Here is a 15967-nt window from a genome sequence, read left to right as displayed (position 1 = left end):
TATATGCATTCATCAAAGAAATTGAATCGCTTGGGCAACATCGTAGTCGCTTTGTTGTAATGAAGTAGGCTGCCCAAGAATCATTTTCGCAAGCTCTGCTCCAACATACGGTCCTGCAGTCAAGCCGGATGCGCCAAGCCCATTCGCCACGTAAATGCCTTCGATTTGTGGGACGGCACCAAATATAGGTAAAAAGTTCGGTGCATGGGGACGGAAGCCAACACGTGTTTCCACATGGGTCCAATCCGCTAAGTGAGGGGCAATAGTTAATGCTTTATGTAACACTTCGTATAATCCACCAGCAGTCACACGGCAGTCAATGCCAACATCGTCTTCATGCGTCGCGCCAACAACTATTTTCCCGTTTGGAAAGGCAAGTAAATATTGATTGTTTGGAGGCATGACGACAGGCCAATGATCCGTATGTTGTTCAAGATGTTGTAGATGCACGATCTGTGCTCGCTGTGGCGTGATGAGAAATTCAATACCTAGTGGCAAAAGTAACGATTTTGCCCAAACACCTGCTGTGACAATGACCGCATCCGCCTCGTAACGTTCATTCGCTACTGAGGCACCAATGACTCGGCCATTTTCATGCAAAAGTGTTGCATCACCTTTTATATATGTTGCCCCTAAGTGAGTGGCAGCATGAATGAGAGCGCGTCTCAAGGCACGTCCGTCTACACGGGCAGCTCCACTGACATATAGCGCTTCGTATTCATCACGTAACACAGGAAATCGAGTTTTTACTTCTTTTGAAGACAGCCGAGTGACTTCTCCTATTTCAGGAGCTTCCTCACGCCGCTTGAGTACGCGTTCTTCCATACTTCTCAATTTATCGAGATCATGATGTAAACAAATCGCTCCGACACGTTTGTATCCTGTTTTGTGGCCGTATGTTTGCAATTGTTCAATGAGGCAAGGGTAAAATGCGGCACCACCTTTCGCAAGTGCGTACCATTTTTTATTTCGCCGTTGTGATGTCCACGGGCAAATGATTCCCGCTGCTGCATTGGTTGCCTGTCCGTGATCTTCACGGTCGATAATCACAACCTCTACCTTTTCTTTTGCGAGATGAAAAGCAACAGAAGCGCCAACAACTCCAGCGCCAATGACGATATACCGATTCATTGTTCACACCTTTTCTTTTGTTGTTTTGTACCATTACAATAACATAAGACGACAAAAAAGCAAGGGAGCCCCTTGCTTTTTTAATAGAACCACTTCGCCATTTCATAATATAGCGGCATGCCGATTGTTAAGTTGAACGGAAATGTAAGCCCGAGCGCCATGCCAAGATAGATAGCCGGATTCGCTTCTGGCACCGATGCGCGCATCGCAGCTGGAGCTGCAATATATGAGGCGCTTGCGGCGAGTACGCTAAGTAAAATCGTTCCCCCGAAAGATAATCCTGAATAATAACCGATTACCACTCCTAAAAAGCCGTATACAGGAGGGAAAAGAATCCCTAATGCGAGCAGTTTGACCCCATATTTGCGTACAGCTGCAAGTTGTTTTCCTGCTGTTAGGCCCATGCCGAGTAGAAAGAGGACAAGAACGCTTGGATATAAATCGATGAACAACGGTTTCACAACCGTAAGCGCACGATCTCCACCGATTAGCCCAACAAGAAGGCTACCGACCATTAAAAAGACGCTTTTTCCGAATAGCCCTTCTTTAATGATCGGTCCGTATACCGATGTAGCTGAGAAGCGATATACCATTTCTTGTTTATATGAGCGACTTTCTAACAATTTCAATATGACGAGCGATACGATAATTGCCGGGCTCTCTAACAGAACGACAAATGCACTCATGTAACTTTCGTACGCAATATTTGCTTGTTCGACAAAAGCGAGTGCAGCACCGAATGTAACGATGCTAACTGAACCATATGTTGCGGCAATACCTGTTGCGTTTTTACGATCAATGCCAAGACGACGACAAACAGCAAACGTAATAATTGGGATAATGATACCAAGTGATAATGTTCCAACTAGTGGACGAATAAGCTCACTAAAAGAATGTTCCGCAAGCTCAATGCCTCCTTTCATTCCGATTGCGATTAACAAATAGATGCTTAACGATTCATTTAATCCGGTAGGTAATTTTAAATCTGATTTGACGAGAGCAGCAATAATGCCGAGAATAAAAAATAAAATGGCGGGCGATGTTAAATTGTTGATAACCATTTCTTGCATCGTAATCCTCTCCTTTATGTTTCTTTTTTATATTCAACAAAAAAGCCGGAAACATTTTTCGATCGGATCGAAAAATATTTCCGGCTTATCTTTTACTGACCATAAGGGCCTTTAAAAGATCAACCTTGTATGTCAATTGGTTCTTGTAGTAAAAAGACAATCATTCGTTCTCCTGTTTTTGTGCTAATGTCTGTATGCATGCTTGTTACTTGCTTACCTGTTAGTGTATAGATCATTTCTTTTAGTTGCTCGCTACCTGATTCAATTAAATCTGCGCGAATGCGTTTAATCGACAACATCCCTTCTTTTGTTTCGCACAATACTTTTTCGGCAGGAGTTAAAATGCCTCTTAATTGCACGATCACCATATTTCGTAAAATATCTGTTTTCACAGAGAGTGGACCGCGGCCTAAATATTCTTTTTCCCATTGGGTGAGCGCGCGACTAATTTGATCTTCTAGTTCTCCTTTTGTTTTCACGTTGATCCCCCTTTAGAAACAAAAAACGGCATGCCTCACGTATAGATGAAGTGAAACATACCGATGTATTTTTAGCTTAACTCGCCTCAATGTTAACCCTTTCGTTTTCGCCATGTGGCCATGTCGAAAACGCTAAGGCAAAACAATAAAACGAGCTTGCTATCAATCGTTCGGTGCAACAATTTGTTTTTTATTTTATAAAGGTTTGAAAGTTATGTCAAGGGAAAAGATTGATGTCATACATGTATATGCCATGGTACAATAAAGGGAAAGGGTAGAGAGTGGGGGAGAAGGTTTGATACTGTATTTTATCGTAAATCCTTCAGCGAAAAATGAGAAATGTAAAAAAACATGGAAAAAAATTGAACGAACACTTCGGCATCACCATATTCGTTATCATGTTGTATTTACAAAAGCACAAGGAGACGGAACGAAGTTAGCGCAACAAATTGCAGAGCACACTCATGAGCCGTTTATATTAATTGCAGTTGGTGGAGATGGCACGATGCACGAAGTGATGAATGGTATCGCGATGTATGATCATGTCACTGTCGGGTACATACCAGCTGGGACAGGAAACGATTTTGCTCGTGGGATAAAACTCCCGATCACGTGGCGAAAAGCGCTTAGTCAAATGTTATCAAGTGTGGAAGGTATGCATGTCGATTCGTATGACATTGGGGCATTTAAAAGTGCAAAACAAGGTGTTTTTGTGAACAATGTTGGTTGTGGATTTGATGCACATATTTCAAGAAAAGTGAATGCGTCAAAATGGAAACAAATTTTAAATCGCTTGTACCTAGGAAAGTTTGTTTACGTTTTTTACTTATTAAAGGAAATGTTTTTATATAAACCGACCGTCATACAATTGACAGTTGATCAAAAACAATATACGTTTTCAAATGCGTGGCTTGTCACCGTTGCGAATCATCCGTATTATGGCGGTGGAATGAAGATTGCTCCATTTGCGCAGTCAAATGATCAACATTTTGATGTCGTTGTTGTCGATAATATATCACGTTTGAAATTACTCGCCTTATTTGTGACGGTTTTTTGGGGTGGTCATATAAAGATGAAAGAAGTACATACGTTTCGAGGGAAATATATTCATATTTGCAGCAACACGTCTCTTCCTCTCCATGCAGACGGCGAGCAAATTGGTGAAGGTGAGATTACGATTTCAGTAAACAAACAAATACGTGTGCTTAAGTAGCCCGGATGGATGTTCATCTATTCGGGATTTTATTTTGACAAGAAAAAAGTTGTATGTTAAAAGATAGACAAGCATATAAAGAAAATAAGAATCATTCTTTTTTGGAGGGTGCATATGGAGAAAGTGGTTGATAAAAAAAGGGATTTAGCGTCATTAATATTGTTTATATTGATCATGGTCTTATTTTTATTTGGGGAGGTTCTTGTTAAGGGAGTAAATGTTCCTTCATTTACTTTGCAAGTAGGAACCATTTTCTTAAGTATCTTGTTGGAGGCTATTCCGTTTATTTTACTCGGTGTATTTGCTTCTTCACTAATTCAGACGTTCGTTTCGGAACAGATGATACAAAAGTGGATTCCGAACCGTCCATTAGTTGCACTTGTTCCAGCGGCAGTTGTTGGTGCCTTGCTACCTATTTGTGAATGTGCCATTATTCCTGTTGTTCGTCGACTCATTTCAAAAGGAATGCCGCTTCATGTAGGGGTGGTTATTATGGTAACGGCACCGATTTTAAACCCTGTTGTATTTGCGTCTACGTACTATGCATTTTCTTCAAATATGTCTATCGTTTATGGAAGAATGGTAATTGCGTTTGTTGCGGCTTTGATTATTGGCTTGATCGTTTATGTTATTTTTCGGAATCATGTGCCATTAAAGTCAATTAAGTATTCACACCATCATGTAAATAGTCGACTAACAGCAACGTTGACACACGCAGTTGATGAATTTTTTGATGTCGGTCGCTACTTAATTATTGGCGCATTTGTCGCTAGTTTCTTTCAAGTTATAATTAATCGTGAAATATTAGTTGAAGTTGGACAACATGAAATAATTGGTCCGATTTTAATGATGGGACTTGCTTATGTGTTGTCACTTTGTTCAGAGGCAGATGCGTTTGTTGCAGCATCGTTTACATCGACATTTACGCCAGCGGCTTTGTTAGCATTTTTAATATATGGCCCAATGATTGACTTTAAAAATACGTTAATGATGCTTGCGTATTTTCGACGGATATTTGTCGTTATATTTATCGGTGTTGTGACGACTGTTGTGTATGTGTGCATCTATATATTTCATTTCATTGGATGAGGAGGGATGATGATGATTCGAGGTGTTTTGTTATGCGGATATGCTTTATTATTTATCAAATTATTATTAAGCGGGAACGTGACAAACTATATCGCTCCTAAAATGTTACCCTTTATTTATTTTGCAACGTTCACACTTTTACTAGTTGGAAGTATAAAAATATGGATGAAGGAAGAAGTGGGGGGGTGTCATCATTGTGAAGGTGGGCATCATGTTCCGAGAACGGCTGGACAAAGCATACGGGTGTATGGAGTATTTATTGTTCCTTTGCTTATCGGTTTTATGTTTTCAAATTATGTACTAGATAGCTCGTTGGCAGCTAAACGTGGTGTACAATTAGGTGGCAGAGAAATAAGTAAAGAAAATAAACAGATCGTTGAACAGTTTTTAGAAGATCCAGAAGGATATATGGAAAATATTGATAAACAAATCGAAAATATTATGCAAAATCAAGGTGCGGAAAAAGTTAAAGAACAAGAACAGTTAAAAGAAGATTTATTAGAGGCGCAAACAGTTGTTGTAAACGATGGCAATTACGTATCAACATTAAACTTTATTAACGAACAAATCGATACAATGATTGGAAAAAGAATTGAAATTACAGGATTTGTATTTCGGGAACGTGATTTTACTGCAAATGAGTTCGTTGTTGCGCGGTATGGATTAACTTGTTGTGTGGCTGATGCAACAGTTTATGGGATATTAGTAAAAACAGACGAGGCAGCAAAGTGGGAAAACGATACATGGGTAAAGGTTGAAGGAATTATTGATGAAACGACATACAGAGAGAGATTTGTTCCTGTAATCATAAATCCAAGTGTCACCATTGTGAATGCGCCAGAGCAACCGTACGTATATGAGTATTAAAGGCTCTTGCTGTCGCTAAGAGCCTTTAATACTTGTTTTGTATATGCCGCAATATTTCATAGGCGTGATCGCCAAACAGTGCAAGTAGTTGCTCGAATATCGCATCTCGCTGCAGATCAAGCTCAATAATTTGTTTTGCTAAATCTATAGCTTTCTTTTCCATCGGCAATCTCCTTTCGAAGTTGTTCATATTTTTTTCGCAGTTCTGTTAATGTCCAATGATGTATTTCTCCTTCTTCATGCAGTTTGTCGATATAAAATTGTTTTTGTTTCATCGTTATTTGCAGAAGGGTTCCCATTTCCTTTCCTCCTTCCGTCATTTATTTGATAATCATTATATCTCTTCTCTATGTTGTAAACAGCACTTTTGTTACTTTTCATAACATAAATAATAAGTTTTGTTACTTTTTATAACAAAATTCATTTCAATATTCATAAAATACAGTATATTAATGTTATAAAATATAACGTGCATGAGGGGGATGAGGATGGAATCGTATAAACATAAAAAAGTTATTTCAATTGGTATTGTTAGTGAGTTAACAGGTTTGTCACCGAGACAAATTCGGTATTATGAGGAGCGCCAACTTATTTTTCCTGATCGGTCAAAAGGGACGAGAAAGTATTCTTTCGCGGATGTTGAATGGCTCGTTGAGATTGCAAACAAACGAGAGGAAGGAGTGCAAACACGGGAAATTCGCTATGAAATGATGAAAGAAATTCGTGAAACGATGAGAAAAGGACAAATCAACGCTCATTTTCGTTCTCGCATGTAATTTTCTCTTTTCCATGTTATAATTGATGGTGGAAGGGGAATGGTCATGTTTATGGAGTTTTCATTCGATGTATTTACGTATGTATCGCTCTTCAGTATGTTCGTTGTGGCGATGACGTGCTATGTGAAGCGACAAGCGAATTACCCCGTCACTATTCAACGCTTCGTCACATACGATATGAACGGTTGCAAAAAGATGAGCGATGCATACACATATACGCCATTACACATACGTTTTGTCACGTTTCAACAACGTAAAATCCCAATAAACGAGCAGTCTTATGCGAGTGATGAAGAAGGAAGGATGCTCCTTGTTTGCTTATCATAAAACAAACAAGGAGGAGCTATATCGTGAAAAAATGGACTATTTTATTTTTTGTGTTGTTGTTAAGTGCATGCAATCGAAATGTACCGATTACAGAGCATAGTCAAGGTGTATGGGATCATTATTTTGTTTACCCAATGTCAAAGCTATTACTGATGCTTGGACACGCATTTCAAGAAAATTATGGGCTTGCAATTATTGCGTTGACGATTGTTGTCCGTTTTGGGTTGCTTCCGCTCATGATTAAACAATTTCGTACAAATATTGCGATGCAACGCATTCGTCCAGAAATGCAAAAACTGCAACAAAAATATAAAGGAACAGATATGGAGACACAACGAAAGCTACAACAAGAAATGATGCAACTATACCAAAAACATGGTGTCAATCCGATGAGCGGTTGCATGCCGATTTTTATTCAAATGCCTATTTTCATGGCTCTATATTACGCGATTTCGCGTACAGAAGAAATTAAACTACATTCATTTTTATGGATGCAACTCGGTCATCGTGATCCATATTTCATTATGCCGATATTAGCAAGTTTAACGACATTTATTTCGATGCGTTTATCTCCATCTGCCACAACAACAGAAGTAGCGACACAAATGAAAATGATGTCATATATTATGCCTGTGATGATTTTTATGGGGGCAAGTTCTGTCCCTTCCGCTTTATCGCTATATTGGGTCGTTGGTGGATGTTTTTCGATTATTCAGTCGCTTGTGATGCGTGCGCAATGGAAGAAGCATCAAGTAGAAACTGCCAAATAACCTGCTCGCTAGTTGAGCAGGTTTCTTTTCGTCAAGGGGTGAAAAAAATGAAAGTTATTATTGCTGAAAAACCTGATCAAGGAATGACGCTTGCCTCGATTTTTCAAACAAAAAAACGAGAAGGATATATTGAAATTTTACCGAATGAGATGTTTCCGAAAGGTGCTTATATGACATGGGCGGTTGGACATTTATTTGAATTAGCTCCTCCGGAAACGTATGAAGCAAGTTGGAAGCGGTGGACACTTGATACGTTACCAATCATTCCAGATCGTTTTCAGTACGAGATTGATCGAAAAAAGGCGAAACAGTTTGCGATCATTAAACAATTGCTTCGTAAGCCGGAAGTGACTGAGATTATTCATGCTGGTGATGCAGGAAGGGAAGGGGAATTAATCATTCGAAACATTATTTACATGAGTGGTGTAAAAAAACCGATCAAACGGCTTTGGATCTCATCTTTAACACCGAAAGCCATTGAACAAGGATTTCGTCAGTTGTTGGATGAAAAACAGACACGTCCTTTATACGAGGAAGCGTATGCGCGAACATGTGCAGATTGGCTTGTCGGTATAAACGCCTCGAGGGTGTATACGATTTTATTGAAACAAAGGGGAATGAACGATGTCTTTTCCGTTGGACGTGTACAAACGCCAACGCTTGCTCTAATTGTGAGAAGAGAAAAAGAAATTGAACAGTTTCGCTCGGAGCCGTTTTGGGAAGTTGTTGCTACATTTGATGTGGACGGAAAACGATACGAGGGAAAGTGGTGGCACGAAAATGAGACGCGCACATACGATCGAGAGCTTGCTGAGAAAGTGAGCGCGTTTTGCAGACGAAAACAAGTAGAGGTAGCAGAAGTTGTATGTGAGCGAAAAACATTTTTACCGCCGCTTTTATTTAATTTATCAACATTGCAGGCAACGGCAAACAAGCGGTTTAAATATTCGCCACAAAAAACGTTAGATATATTACAAAAACTATATCAAAAAGGATATGTATCGTATCCACGCTCCGATTCACAATATGTAACTAAAGGAGAAGCGGAAACATTTCCACATATCTTAAAACAACTTTCACAAAAGGAAGAGTATGCTCCTTATTTTCCACTCGTTCACGAATCGATTTTACATAATAAACGTTATGTAAACGAAAAGAAGGTAACAGATCATTATGCCATTATTCCAACTGAACAAGTGCCGAATTTGACAAAGTTAAGTCAGGATGAGCGAAATATTTACGACCTTGTCGTTCGGAGATTAATTGCTGCTCATAGTGAAGAAGCTATATTTGATTATACAACGATTGTAACCGTTGTCGATGGACGTGCTCGCTTTATTTCAAAAGGAAAGAAACAAATACAAGCAGGATGGCGGGACGTCCTTATGTCACAAGATGATGATGTACAACTTTTACCGAATGTACAAAGTGGAGAAAAAGGAACGGTATATGATGTGTATGTGAAAGAAGGAAAAACACAGCCGCCAAAGCGATATACAGAAGGTGAACTGATCACGTTAATGAAGACAGCAGGGAAGTTTTTAGATGACGAACAACTGGAGAAAGTATTAGCGAAAACAGAAGGACTTGGGACGGAAGCTACCCGCGCCTCCATTATTACAACGCTAAAACAGAGAAACTATATTGAGATAAAAAATAATCAAGTATATGTAACTGATAAAGGAAAAGTATTGATCGACGCAATCGGCCCGCACCTTTTGGCGTCTCCTGAAATGACAGCAAAATGGGAACAACGATTAAGTGAAATTGGTGAAGAAAAAGCATCGGCCACAGTATTTATGGAACAAGTGAAAAAATTGGCAGCGAAAATTGTGACCGATGCGGTACAAGTGGCAAATCATTGGTCATTTGAAGGACTAGATACCACTTCGATTCAGCGGAAGAAAAAAACAACGATCGGAAAACATGTCGGGGTTTGCAAGCTTTGTGGGGGTTCGGTCATTGATAAAGGTTCGTTTTACGGTTGTGTCAACTATGCAAAAACAAAGTGCTCATTTACTATTTCAAAAACGATATTGGGCAAATCGATCTCACAAGCAAACGTCAAAAAATTATTAGCAGAAGGAAAAACGAGTGTTATCAAAGGGTTTAAAAAGGGAGAAAACACATTTAATGCTGCGGTTATATGGGATGAAAAAGAAAAACGTATATCGTTTTCGTTTGAAAAATAGGAGGCTTCCCTCCTATTTTTCAACTTCGCCTTTCCACTCATTCATACCGCCGGTCATATTATATATACTTGAGAAGCCTTCTTTTACTAGCAATTCGCTTGCTTGCGCTGAGCGATTACCGGAACGACAAACGACAATATACGTCTTGTTTTTGTTCAGTTCATCTACACGATCTGGAAGCTGTTGTAAAGGTAATAAAATAGCTCCAGGAATATGACCGGAAGCATATTCCTCTTCTGTACGGACATCGAGCACAACAACGTCCTCTTTTTGCATCATTTGTGCAGCTTCATCGACAGAAATGTTTGTATAACGGTTTTGTGCACATCCGCTTATGATGAAAAGAAATGTAAATAAAAAAGAAAACCATTTTTGCATGAAATTATCGCCTCCGCATATAATCAAATACCCATATGTGTATTCTAGCTTATTTTTTCGATTTCTTCAAACGTTTCGACACCATTGTTATGTCTATATGTAGTACAATAGGAAAAAAGGTTTACATGGAAAGAAGGAGAGAGCATGTGCGGATCTATCATCGACTTGATTGGAAATACGCCCGTTGTTAAGCTCAATCGGGTTGTTTTTCGGGAGGGAGCAAGTGTATATATAAAGCTTGAGTCGTTCAATCCAGGTGGAAGTGTAAAAGATCGTGCAGCTAAACGAATGATTGAGCAGGCCGAGCGAGAGGAAAAAATTGTCCCTTTTCGAAGCACGATTATTGAACCAACATCAGGGAATACAGGAATTGGGTTAGCGATGGTATGCGCAGCGAAAGGTTATCGTTGCATCATCACGATGCCAGATAATGCGACAAAGGAACGGGTGAATTTATTAAAAGCATATGGTGCGGAAGTTCACTTAACCCCTGCAGCTTTGCGCATGCAAGGGGCGATTGATGAGGCGTATCGGCTTGCGGAGAGTATTCCAAACAGTTTTATACCCATGCAGTTTGAAAATAAAGCAAATCCAGATGCTCACCGAATAAGTACAGCAGTTGAAATTGTAGAGGCATTTCCAGAAGGAATTGACGCGTTCGTGCTTACAGCAGGAACAGGGGGGACGGTAACAGGAACAGGGGAGGAGTTGAAGAAAACATTCCCTCATTTGCGTATTTATGTAGTGGAACCATACGGATCCCCCGTGCTTTCTGGAGGACAGCCGGGGCCACATAAAATTCCAGGCACTGGACCAGGTTTTATTCCGCCTATTTTAAATCGCAAGGTGTATGATGATATTTTGCTTGTCAAAGATGAAGAAGCACAGATGATGGCGCGGCGATTAGCTGCAGAAGAGGGGATCTTAGTAGGGGCTTCAGCTGGGGCAGCTGCCTTTTGTGCGGTTCAAGTGGCGCGAACTCTCCCGAAAGACGCACGTGTGCTTTGTATGGCACCAGATACAGGAGAGCGATATTTGTCCTCCGATTTATTTAACGGATAAGAGAGAGAAAAATTGTCGAGGCTATGAAATAAAAAGGAGTGATTGTATGTTCCGAGAAGAAGTAAAAACAATAGGAGGCCTTCGTCTTCATGTCATTCCGACGAAAAAATATAAGACGAATACGCTCGTATTAAAGATGAAAGCACCGTTATGTGAACGAGATGTAACGATGCGAGCTCTTATTCCGTATGTGTTACAAAACGCTACCGAGCGACATCCGTCGATGAAAGCGTTACGTACATATTTAGACGAACTATATGGTGCTACGTTACAAGTCGATTTAGCGAAAAAAGGAGAAAATCATATTATTACGATTCGAATGGATGTGGCAAACGAAAAATTTTTAGGCACCACATCTCCACTATTACGGGAAGCGTTGACCCTCTTTAGCGACATACTATTTCGCCCACTTACTGAACAAGGTGGATTTTCTGTTGCGATTGTTGAGCAAGAAAAACGGGCATTGAAACAAAAAATACAATCGTTGTTTGATGATAAAATGCGATATGCTCAACATCGACTCATCGAAGAGATGTATAAAGGTTCGCCTTATGCACTCGATGTTCACGGTAAACTGAGCGATATTGATACAATTGATGCTAAACGTTTATATAAACATTACGAACACATGCTGAAACACGATGAAATAGACTTATACATTGTCGGAGATGTGGCGTTAACGGACGTAGAACATGATGTTGTGGAACGTTTTCCGTTAGAAGCTCGTTCTTTACGTTCAACTGAAACGACAACGTTAACAAAACGAACAAGCGTGCAAGAAGTTGTAGAAAAACAACATGTGAAACAAGGAAAGCTACATCTTGGTTATCGAACAAATACGACATACAACGATGCAGATTACGATGCGTTACAAGTATGGAATGGGATCTTCGGTGGGTTTGCACATTCAAAATTGTTTATGAATGTGCGCGAAAAGGCAAGTTTAGCTTATTATGCAGCTTCGCGTATCGAAAGTCACCAAGGAATGATGATGGTCATGGCAGGAATTGAACCGAGCAATTATGAGCGTGCACTTGAAATTATTCATGCTCAGGCAGAGGCGATGCGTAACGGGCAATTTAGCGATGAGGAAATTATTCAAACAAAAGCAGTCATTCGTAATCAATTATTAGAAACGGTTGATACAGCGCGTGGAATGATTGAAATTTCTTATCATAACGTCATCGCGACGCGGCAACGTCCATTAGATGAGTGGTTAGAAGCGATTGAAAAAGTGACGTATGAGGATATTGTTCGTATAGGTGAAAAAATTGAATTAGATACAATTTATTTTTTAACAGAGAAGGAAGGTGAGAAAAAATGAAGATTATTCGCTACGATCAGTTGCAAGAACAATTATTTTATGAGCGATTAAACAACGGATTAGATGTTTACATTTTACCGAAAAAAGAATTCAATAAAACATATGCAACGTTTACGACAAAATACGGTTCGGTGGATAACTATTTTACTCCATATGGAAAAACGAGTATGAAAAAAGTGCCGGATGGCATCGCTCATTTTTTAGAGCATAAATTGTTCGAAAAAGAAGATGGCGATGTATTTCAAATATTTAGTAAGCAAGGGGCATCAGCGAACGCTTTTACATCTTTCACACGCACCGCCTATTTATTTTCGAGTACGACAAATGTAGAAAAAAACTTAGAAACTTTACTTGATTTTGTTCAAGAGCCATACTTTACAGAGCAAACAGTCGAAAAGGAAAAAGGGATTATCGCTCAAGAAATTCGTATGTATGACGATAACCCGGATTGGCGTCTATATTTCGGAACAATTGAAAGCATGTATCACAATCATCCTGTAAAAATTGATATTGCAGGAACAGTGGAGTCGATTTCACATATTACGAAAGACTTATTGTATGAATGCTATGAAACGTTTTATCACCCGAGTAATATGTTGTTGTTTGTTACCGGTCCAGTTGATCCATTGACTATACTCGAACAAATTCGCACAAATCAAGCAAAAAAAACGTTCCGTTCGCCAACAGACATTGAGCGATTTCACTATGAAGAACCATCCCATGTCGCCTGTGAAAAACATGTCATTGAAATGAATGTACAGACATCTAAATGTCTCGTTGGTATAAAGGCGAAAAATGTATATACAAAAGGAAAAGAAAAATTAAAACATGAATGCGCGATGGGATTATTGCTTGATCATTTGTTTGGAAAAAGTTCATCGCACTATGAGCGGCTATATCAACAAGGATTAATTGATGAAACATTTATGGTTGATTATACAGAAGAAAGTGATTTTGGGTTCGGTTTAGTTGGCGGTGATACATCGCAACCTGATCAATTAGCAGAAGAAATTCAACGCATTCTTGTGCAGTTTTCCGATATTGGTGATGAACAAGTGGAGCGGATGAAAAGAAAAAAAATTGGCTCGTTTTTACGATCGTTGAATTCGCTTGAGTATATTGCGAATCAATTTACTCGTTACGCATTCGACCAAATGAGTTTATTCGATGTTGTAGAGGCGTTACAATCATTGACATCGGATGATATAAAAGCGGTAGCCCGTGAATGTTTTGTACCCGAACAGTTTACGGTATGTCAAGTTGTTCCGAAAAGGTGAAATGTGATGAAATATGCTTTAATTACGGGAGCGAGTGGGGGAATTGGAAAGGAAATTGCTCGACAACTCGCAAAAGAAGGTTATGGATTATATTTGCATTACTGCAAAAATGAACAATCTGTTCAATCTTTAATGAAGCAATTATCAACAGACATATATGCCATTCAAGCCGATTTGTCCAATTCTTCTGGAGTTGATACGTTAGTGTCGTCTCTTTTTCATCCAATTGACGTGCTCGTTCATAATAGTGGAATGAGTACATATGGGCTGGTGACGGACATGACTGACGAACAAGTCGAGCGCATGGTACAGTTGCATGTGACAAGTCCGTTTTTATTGACGAAACGGTTGTTGCCCTCTATGATTCAGCGACGTCGCGGACAAATTGTTGTCATTTCATCGATCTGGGGACTCACAGGGGCGTCATGCGAAGTATTGTATTCGATGGTGAAGGGCGCGCAAAATACGTTCGTCAAAGCGTTAGCGAAAGAAGTTGCGCCAAGCGACATACGAGTAAATGCCATTGCTCCAGGAGCCATTGATACACCGATGCTTCAGGAGTTTACTGCAGAAGAGTTAGAAGCGTTAGCGAACGAGATTCCACTCGGGAGAATCGGGAAACCAGAAGATGTAGCTAAAGCGGTATCGTTTTTAATTTCTGACGATGCATCGTATATTACAGGACAAATTTTATCCGTCAATGGCGGTTGGTATTGTTAAGCAAGCATAATTTTTTGTTTCATGAGGCAAACTGTTCTTGAAACGAATTTCAAGGAGGTTTGCATATGTCTGTTCTTGATAATTTTGAGCAATGGAAAAGCTTTTTAGCTGATCGTCTTCATCAAGCGGAAGCGCAAGGGATGAACCAACAAGTCATTTCGGATATCGCTTATCAGATTGGCGACTACTTGGCGAAACAAGTCGATCCGAAAAACCCGGAAGAGCGTGTACTTGCTGATTTGTGGCACGTAGCAAATGAGCAAGAGCAACATGCAATAGCCAACATGATGATTAAACTTGTACAAAATAAGTAAGTAATATGGGCAAGCTGGTGATATCCGCCAGCTTGTTTTACTATGTTTATCTATTCACAAAAAACAATTGTCCGTCCTTTTCATTCTCGCATTCAGATGGTAAAATAAACATACATGCGTGTTTCGACAAAGCGTTGCTTTAGGATCGTATCGTGTAACGTAAAGGGGAGAAGGGGTATATGGAAAAAAAAGAATGGTATTTAGAATATGAAATACATATAAATCGTCCGGGATTGTTAGGGGATATTGCATCGCTACTTGGTATGTTGTCCATTAACATCGTCACAATTAACGGGGTGGACGATTCACGTCGAGGGATGCTTTTGTTGTGCAAGAGTCATGAGCAAATTGAACGGCTACAATCCATTTTGGCAACGATGGAAGATATCACGGTGACGAAGTTGCGCGAACCGAAGCTACGCGACCGTCTCGCCGTTCGGCATGGACGTTATATTCAGCGTGATGCCGACGATAAAAAAACGTTTCGGTTCGTTCGTGACGAATTAGGATTGCTTGTCGATTTTATGGCTGAGTTATTTAAGCAAGAAGGCCACAAGTTAATTGGCATTCGTGGCATGCCGCGCGTTGGAAAAACGGAATCGATTGTGGCTGCGAGCGTATGTGCGAATAAACGTTGGCTATTTGTCTCCTCTACGTTAATTAAGCAAACAGTCCGTAGCCAATTAATTGAAGATGAGTATAACGAAAATAATGTATTTATTGTTGATGGGATTGTATCAACACGTCGCTCAAATGAACGGCATTGGCAACTGATTCGTGAGTTGATGCGATTACCAGCAACAAAAGTGATTGAACATCCCGATATTTTTGTAAGGCATACGGAATATAAACTTGATGATTTTGATTATATTATTGAATTGCGTCATGATGCAGATGAGGAAATTACGTACGATCTTGTTGACCAATCTTCTTTCTTCGGCAACGACGGTTTTTCGAATATCGACTTTTAAAGATGGA

Annotated in this window: 18 protein-coding genes; 13 read left to right on the top strand and 5 right to left on the bottom strand. The window is 39.7% G+C overall.

What is annotated here, in order from left to right; all coding sequences use genetic code 11:
- Positions 1 to 12: 12 nt before the first annotated feature.
- The 3 genes from LD028_RS03820 to LD028_RS03810 form a co-directional block, all read right to left on the bottom strand.
- On the bottom strand, positions 13 to 1131 hold the full coding sequence (locus LD028_RS03820; protein ID WP_237810977.1) for an NAD(P)/FAD-dependent oxidoreductase: 1119 nt from the start codon (positions 1129 to 1131) through the stop codon (positions 13 to 15).
- 80 nt (positions 1132 to 1211) lie between these two features.
- Positions 1212 to 2201 (bottom strand): sodium-dependent bicarbonate transport family permease, encoded by a 990-nt coding sequence (locus LD028_RS03815; protein WP_237810976.1) that lies wholly within the window; start codon positions 2199 to 2201, stop codon positions 1212 to 1214.
- 119 nt (positions 2202 to 2320) lie between these two features.
- Entirely contained in the window at positions 2321 to 2680 is a 360-nt protein-coding gene (locus LD028_RS03810) for a Na-translocating system protein MpsC family protein (protein WP_006321933.1), read from the bottom strand.
- A 295-nt stretch (positions 2681 to 2975) separates the two neighbouring features.
- Here LD028_RS03810 and LD028_RS03805 point away from each other — a divergent pair, with 295 nt between their 5' ends.
- From LD028_RS03805 to LD028_RS03795, 3 genes are all read left to right on the top strand, one after another.
- On the top strand, positions 2976 to 3893 hold the full coding sequence (locus tag LD028_RS03805) for a diacylglycerol/lipid kinase family protein (RefSeq protein ID WP_237810975.1): 918 nt from the start codon (positions 2976 to 2978) through the stop codon (positions 3891 to 3893).
- A 114-nt stretch (positions 3894 to 4007) separates the two neighbouring features.
- Entirely contained in the window at positions 4008 to 4982 is a 975-nt protein-coding gene (locus tag LD028_RS03800) for a permease (protein WP_237810974.1), read from the top strand.
- A gap of 12 nt (positions 4983 to 4994) precedes the next feature.
- Positions 4995 to 5849, top strand: coding sequence for a TIGR03943 family putative permease subunit (locus LD028_RS03795; RefSeq protein WP_237810972.1), 855 nt, complete (start codon positions 4995 to 4997; stop codon positions 5847 to 5849).
- Between the two features lie 122 nt (positions 5850 to 5971).
- Here the strand turns inward: LD028_RS03795 and LD028_RS03790 are convergent, their stop codons facing one another.
- A complete protein-coding gene (locus tag LD028_RS03790; protein WP_171700079.1) occupies positions 5972 to 6148 on the bottom strand; it encodes a hypothetical protein in 177 nt (58 codons plus the stop codon).
- Positions 6149 to 6337: 189 nt separating this feature from the next.
- Here LD028_RS03790 and LD028_RS03785 point away from each other — a divergent pair, with 189 nt between their 5' ends.
- From LD028_RS03785 to LD028_RS03770, 4 genes are read left to right on the top strand one after another with little or no spacing between them, the layout of a single operon-like run.
- Entirely contained in the window at positions 6338 to 6625 is a 288-nt protein-coding gene (locus tag LD028_RS03785; RefSeq protein ID WP_006323413.1) for a MerR family transcriptional regulator, read from the top strand.
- A gap of 39 nt (positions 6626 to 6664) precedes the next feature.
- Positions 6665 to 6952: a hypothetical protein gene (locus LD028_RS03780; RefSeq protein ID WP_237810971.1), complete on the top strand. Its 288-nt coding sequence runs from the start codon at positions 6665 to 6667 to the stop codon at positions 6950 to 6952.
- A 20-nt stretch (positions 6953 to 6972) separates the two neighbouring features.
- Positions 6973 to 7722 (top strand): membrane protein insertase YidC, encoded by a 750-nt coding sequence (gene yidC / locus LD028_RS03775; protein ID WP_370642770.1) that lies wholly within the window; start codon positions 6973 to 6975, stop codon positions 7720 to 7722.
- Between the two features lie 47 nt (positions 7723 to 7769).
- The gene (locus LD028_RS03770; protein WP_237810969.1) at positions 7770 to 9914 is read left to right on the top strand and encodes a DNA topoisomerase III; all 2145 of its coding nucleotides are present in this window, start codon (positions 7770 to 7772) and stop codon (positions 9912 to 9914) included.
- Positions 9915 to 9926: 12 nt separating this feature from the next.
- Here the strand turns inward: LD028_RS03770 and LD028_RS03765 are convergent, their stop codons facing one another.
- A complete protein-coding gene (locus LD028_RS03765) occupies positions 9927 to 10292 on the bottom strand; it encodes a rhodanese-like domain-containing protein (RefSeq protein WP_041638430.1) in 366 nt (121 codons plus the stop codon).
- 144 nt (positions 10293 to 10436) lie between these two features.
- Between LD028_RS03765 and cysK the strand changes: the two genes are divergently transcribed.
- The 6 genes from cysK to LD028_RS03735 all read left to right on the top strand — a co-directional run bounded on the left by cysK (position 10437) and on the right by LD028_RS03735 (position 15960).
- The gene (cysK, locus tag LD028_RS03760) at positions 10437 to 11354 is read left to right on the top strand and encodes a cysteine synthase A (protein ID WP_237810968.1); all 918 of its coding nucleotides are present in this window, start codon (positions 10437 to 10439) and stop codon (positions 11352 to 11354) included.
- 46 nt (positions 11355 to 11400) lie between these two features.
- On the top strand, positions 11401 to 12678 hold the full coding sequence (gene yfmF / locus LD028_RS03755) for an EF-P 5-aminopentanol modification-associated protein YfmF (protein ID WP_237810967.1): 1278 nt from the start codon (positions 11401 to 11403) through the stop codon (positions 12676 to 12678).
- Positions 12675 to 13955 (top strand): EF-P 5-aminopentanol modification-associated protein YfmH, encoded by a 1281-nt coding sequence (yfmH, locus tag LD028_RS03750; RefSeq protein ID WP_237810966.1) that lies wholly within the window; start codon positions 12675 to 12677, stop codon positions 13953 to 13955. The genes yfmF and yfmH overlap by 4 nt, the downstream gene beginning before the upstream one ends.
- Positions 13956 to 13961: 6 nt before the next feature.
- Positions 13962 to 14675, top strand: a complete 714-nt coding sequence (gene ymfI / locus LD028_RS03745; protein ID WP_255706462.1) for an elongation factor P 5-aminopentanone reductase — start codon at positions 13962 to 13964, stop codon at positions 14673 to 14675.
- Positions 14676 to 14740: 65 nt separating this feature from the next.
- Complete coding sequence (locus tag LD028_RS03740; protein ID WP_004890680.1) at positions 14741 to 14989, top strand: DUF3243 domain-containing protein; 249 nt, start codon at positions 14741 to 14743, stop codon at positions 14987 to 14989.
- Between the two features lie 179 nt (positions 14990 to 15168).
- Positions 15169 to 15960, top strand: a complete 792-nt coding sequence (locus LD028_RS03735) for a DUF3388 domain-containing protein (protein WP_237810964.1) — start codon at positions 15169 to 15171, stop codon at positions 15958 to 15960.
- Positions 15961 to 15967: the final 7 nt, after the last annotated feature.

Source organism: Anoxybacillus sp. LAT27, from assembly GCF_022030075.1.
Classification (GTDB): Bacteria; Bacillota; Bacilli; order Bacillales; family Anoxybacillaceae; genus Anoxybacillus; species Anoxybacillus kestanbolensis.
This window is presented reverse-complemented; position numbering and strand designations above follow the sequence as displayed.

What these genes read in the sequence shown, in the direction of transcription:
- LD028_RS03815 (WP_237810976.1), bottom strand. Translation starts at nt 2,201, where the DNA reads ATGCAAGAAATGGTTATCAACAATTTAACATCGCCCGCCATTTTATTT.
- LD028_RS03740 (WP_004890680.1), top strand. Translation starts at nt 14,741, where the DNA reads ATGTCTGTTCTTGATAATTTTGAGCAATGGAAAAGCTTTTTAGCTGAT.
- yfmH (WP_237810966.1), top strand. Translation starts at nt 12,675, where the DNA reads ATGAAGATTATTCGCTACGATCAGTTGCAAGAACAATTATTTTATGAG.
- LD028_RS03780 (WP_237810971.1), top strand. Translation starts at nt 6,665, where the DNA reads ATGGTCATGTTTATGGAGTTTTCATTCGATGTATTTACGTATGTATCG.
- LD028_RS03785 (WP_006323413.1), top strand. Translation starts at nt 6,338, where the DNA reads ATGGAATCGTATAAACATAAAAAAGTTATTTCAATTGGTATTGTTAGT.
- cysK (WP_237810968.1), top strand. Translation starts at nt 10,437, where the DNA reads ATGTGCGGATCTATCATCGACTTGATTGGAAATACGCCCGTTGTTAAG.
- LD028_RS03765 (WP_041638430.1), bottom strand. Translation starts at nt 10,292, where the DNA reads ATGCAAAAATGGTTTTCTTTTTTATTTACATTTCTTTTCATCATAAGC.
- yfmF (WP_237810967.1), top strand. Translation starts at nt 11,401, where the DNA reads ATGTTCCGAGAAGAAGTAAAAACAATAGGAGGCCTTCGTCTTCATGTC.
- LD028_RS03795 (WP_237810972.1), top strand. Translation starts at nt 4,995, where the DNA reads ATGATTCGAGGTGTTTTGTTATGCGGATATGCTTTATTATTTATCAAA.
- LD028_RS03790 (WP_171700079.1), bottom strand. Translation starts at nt 6,148, where the DNA reads ATGGGAACCCTTCTGCAAATAACGATGAAACAAAAACAATTTTATATC.
- ymfI (WP_255706462.1), top strand. Translation starts at nt 13,962, where the DNA reads ATGAAATATGCTTTAATTACGGGAGCGAGTGGGGGAATTGGAAAGGAA.
- LD028_RS03770 (WP_237810969.1), top strand. Translation starts at nt 7,770, where the DNA reads ATGAAAGTTATTATTGCTGAAAAACCTGATCAAGGAATGACGCTTGCC.
- LD028_RS03800 (WP_237810974.1), top strand. Translation starts at nt 4,008, where the DNA reads ATGGAGAAAGTGGTTGATAAAAAAAGGGATTTAGCGTCATTAATATTG.
- LD028_RS03735 (WP_237810964.1), top strand. Translation starts at nt 15,169, where the DNA reads ATGGAAAAAAAAGAATGGTATTTAGAATATGAAATACATATAAATCGT.
- LD028_RS03820 (WP_237810977.1), bottom strand. Translation starts at nt 1,131, where the DNA reads ATGAATCGGTATATCGTCATTGGCGCTGGAGTTGTTGGCGCTTCTGTT.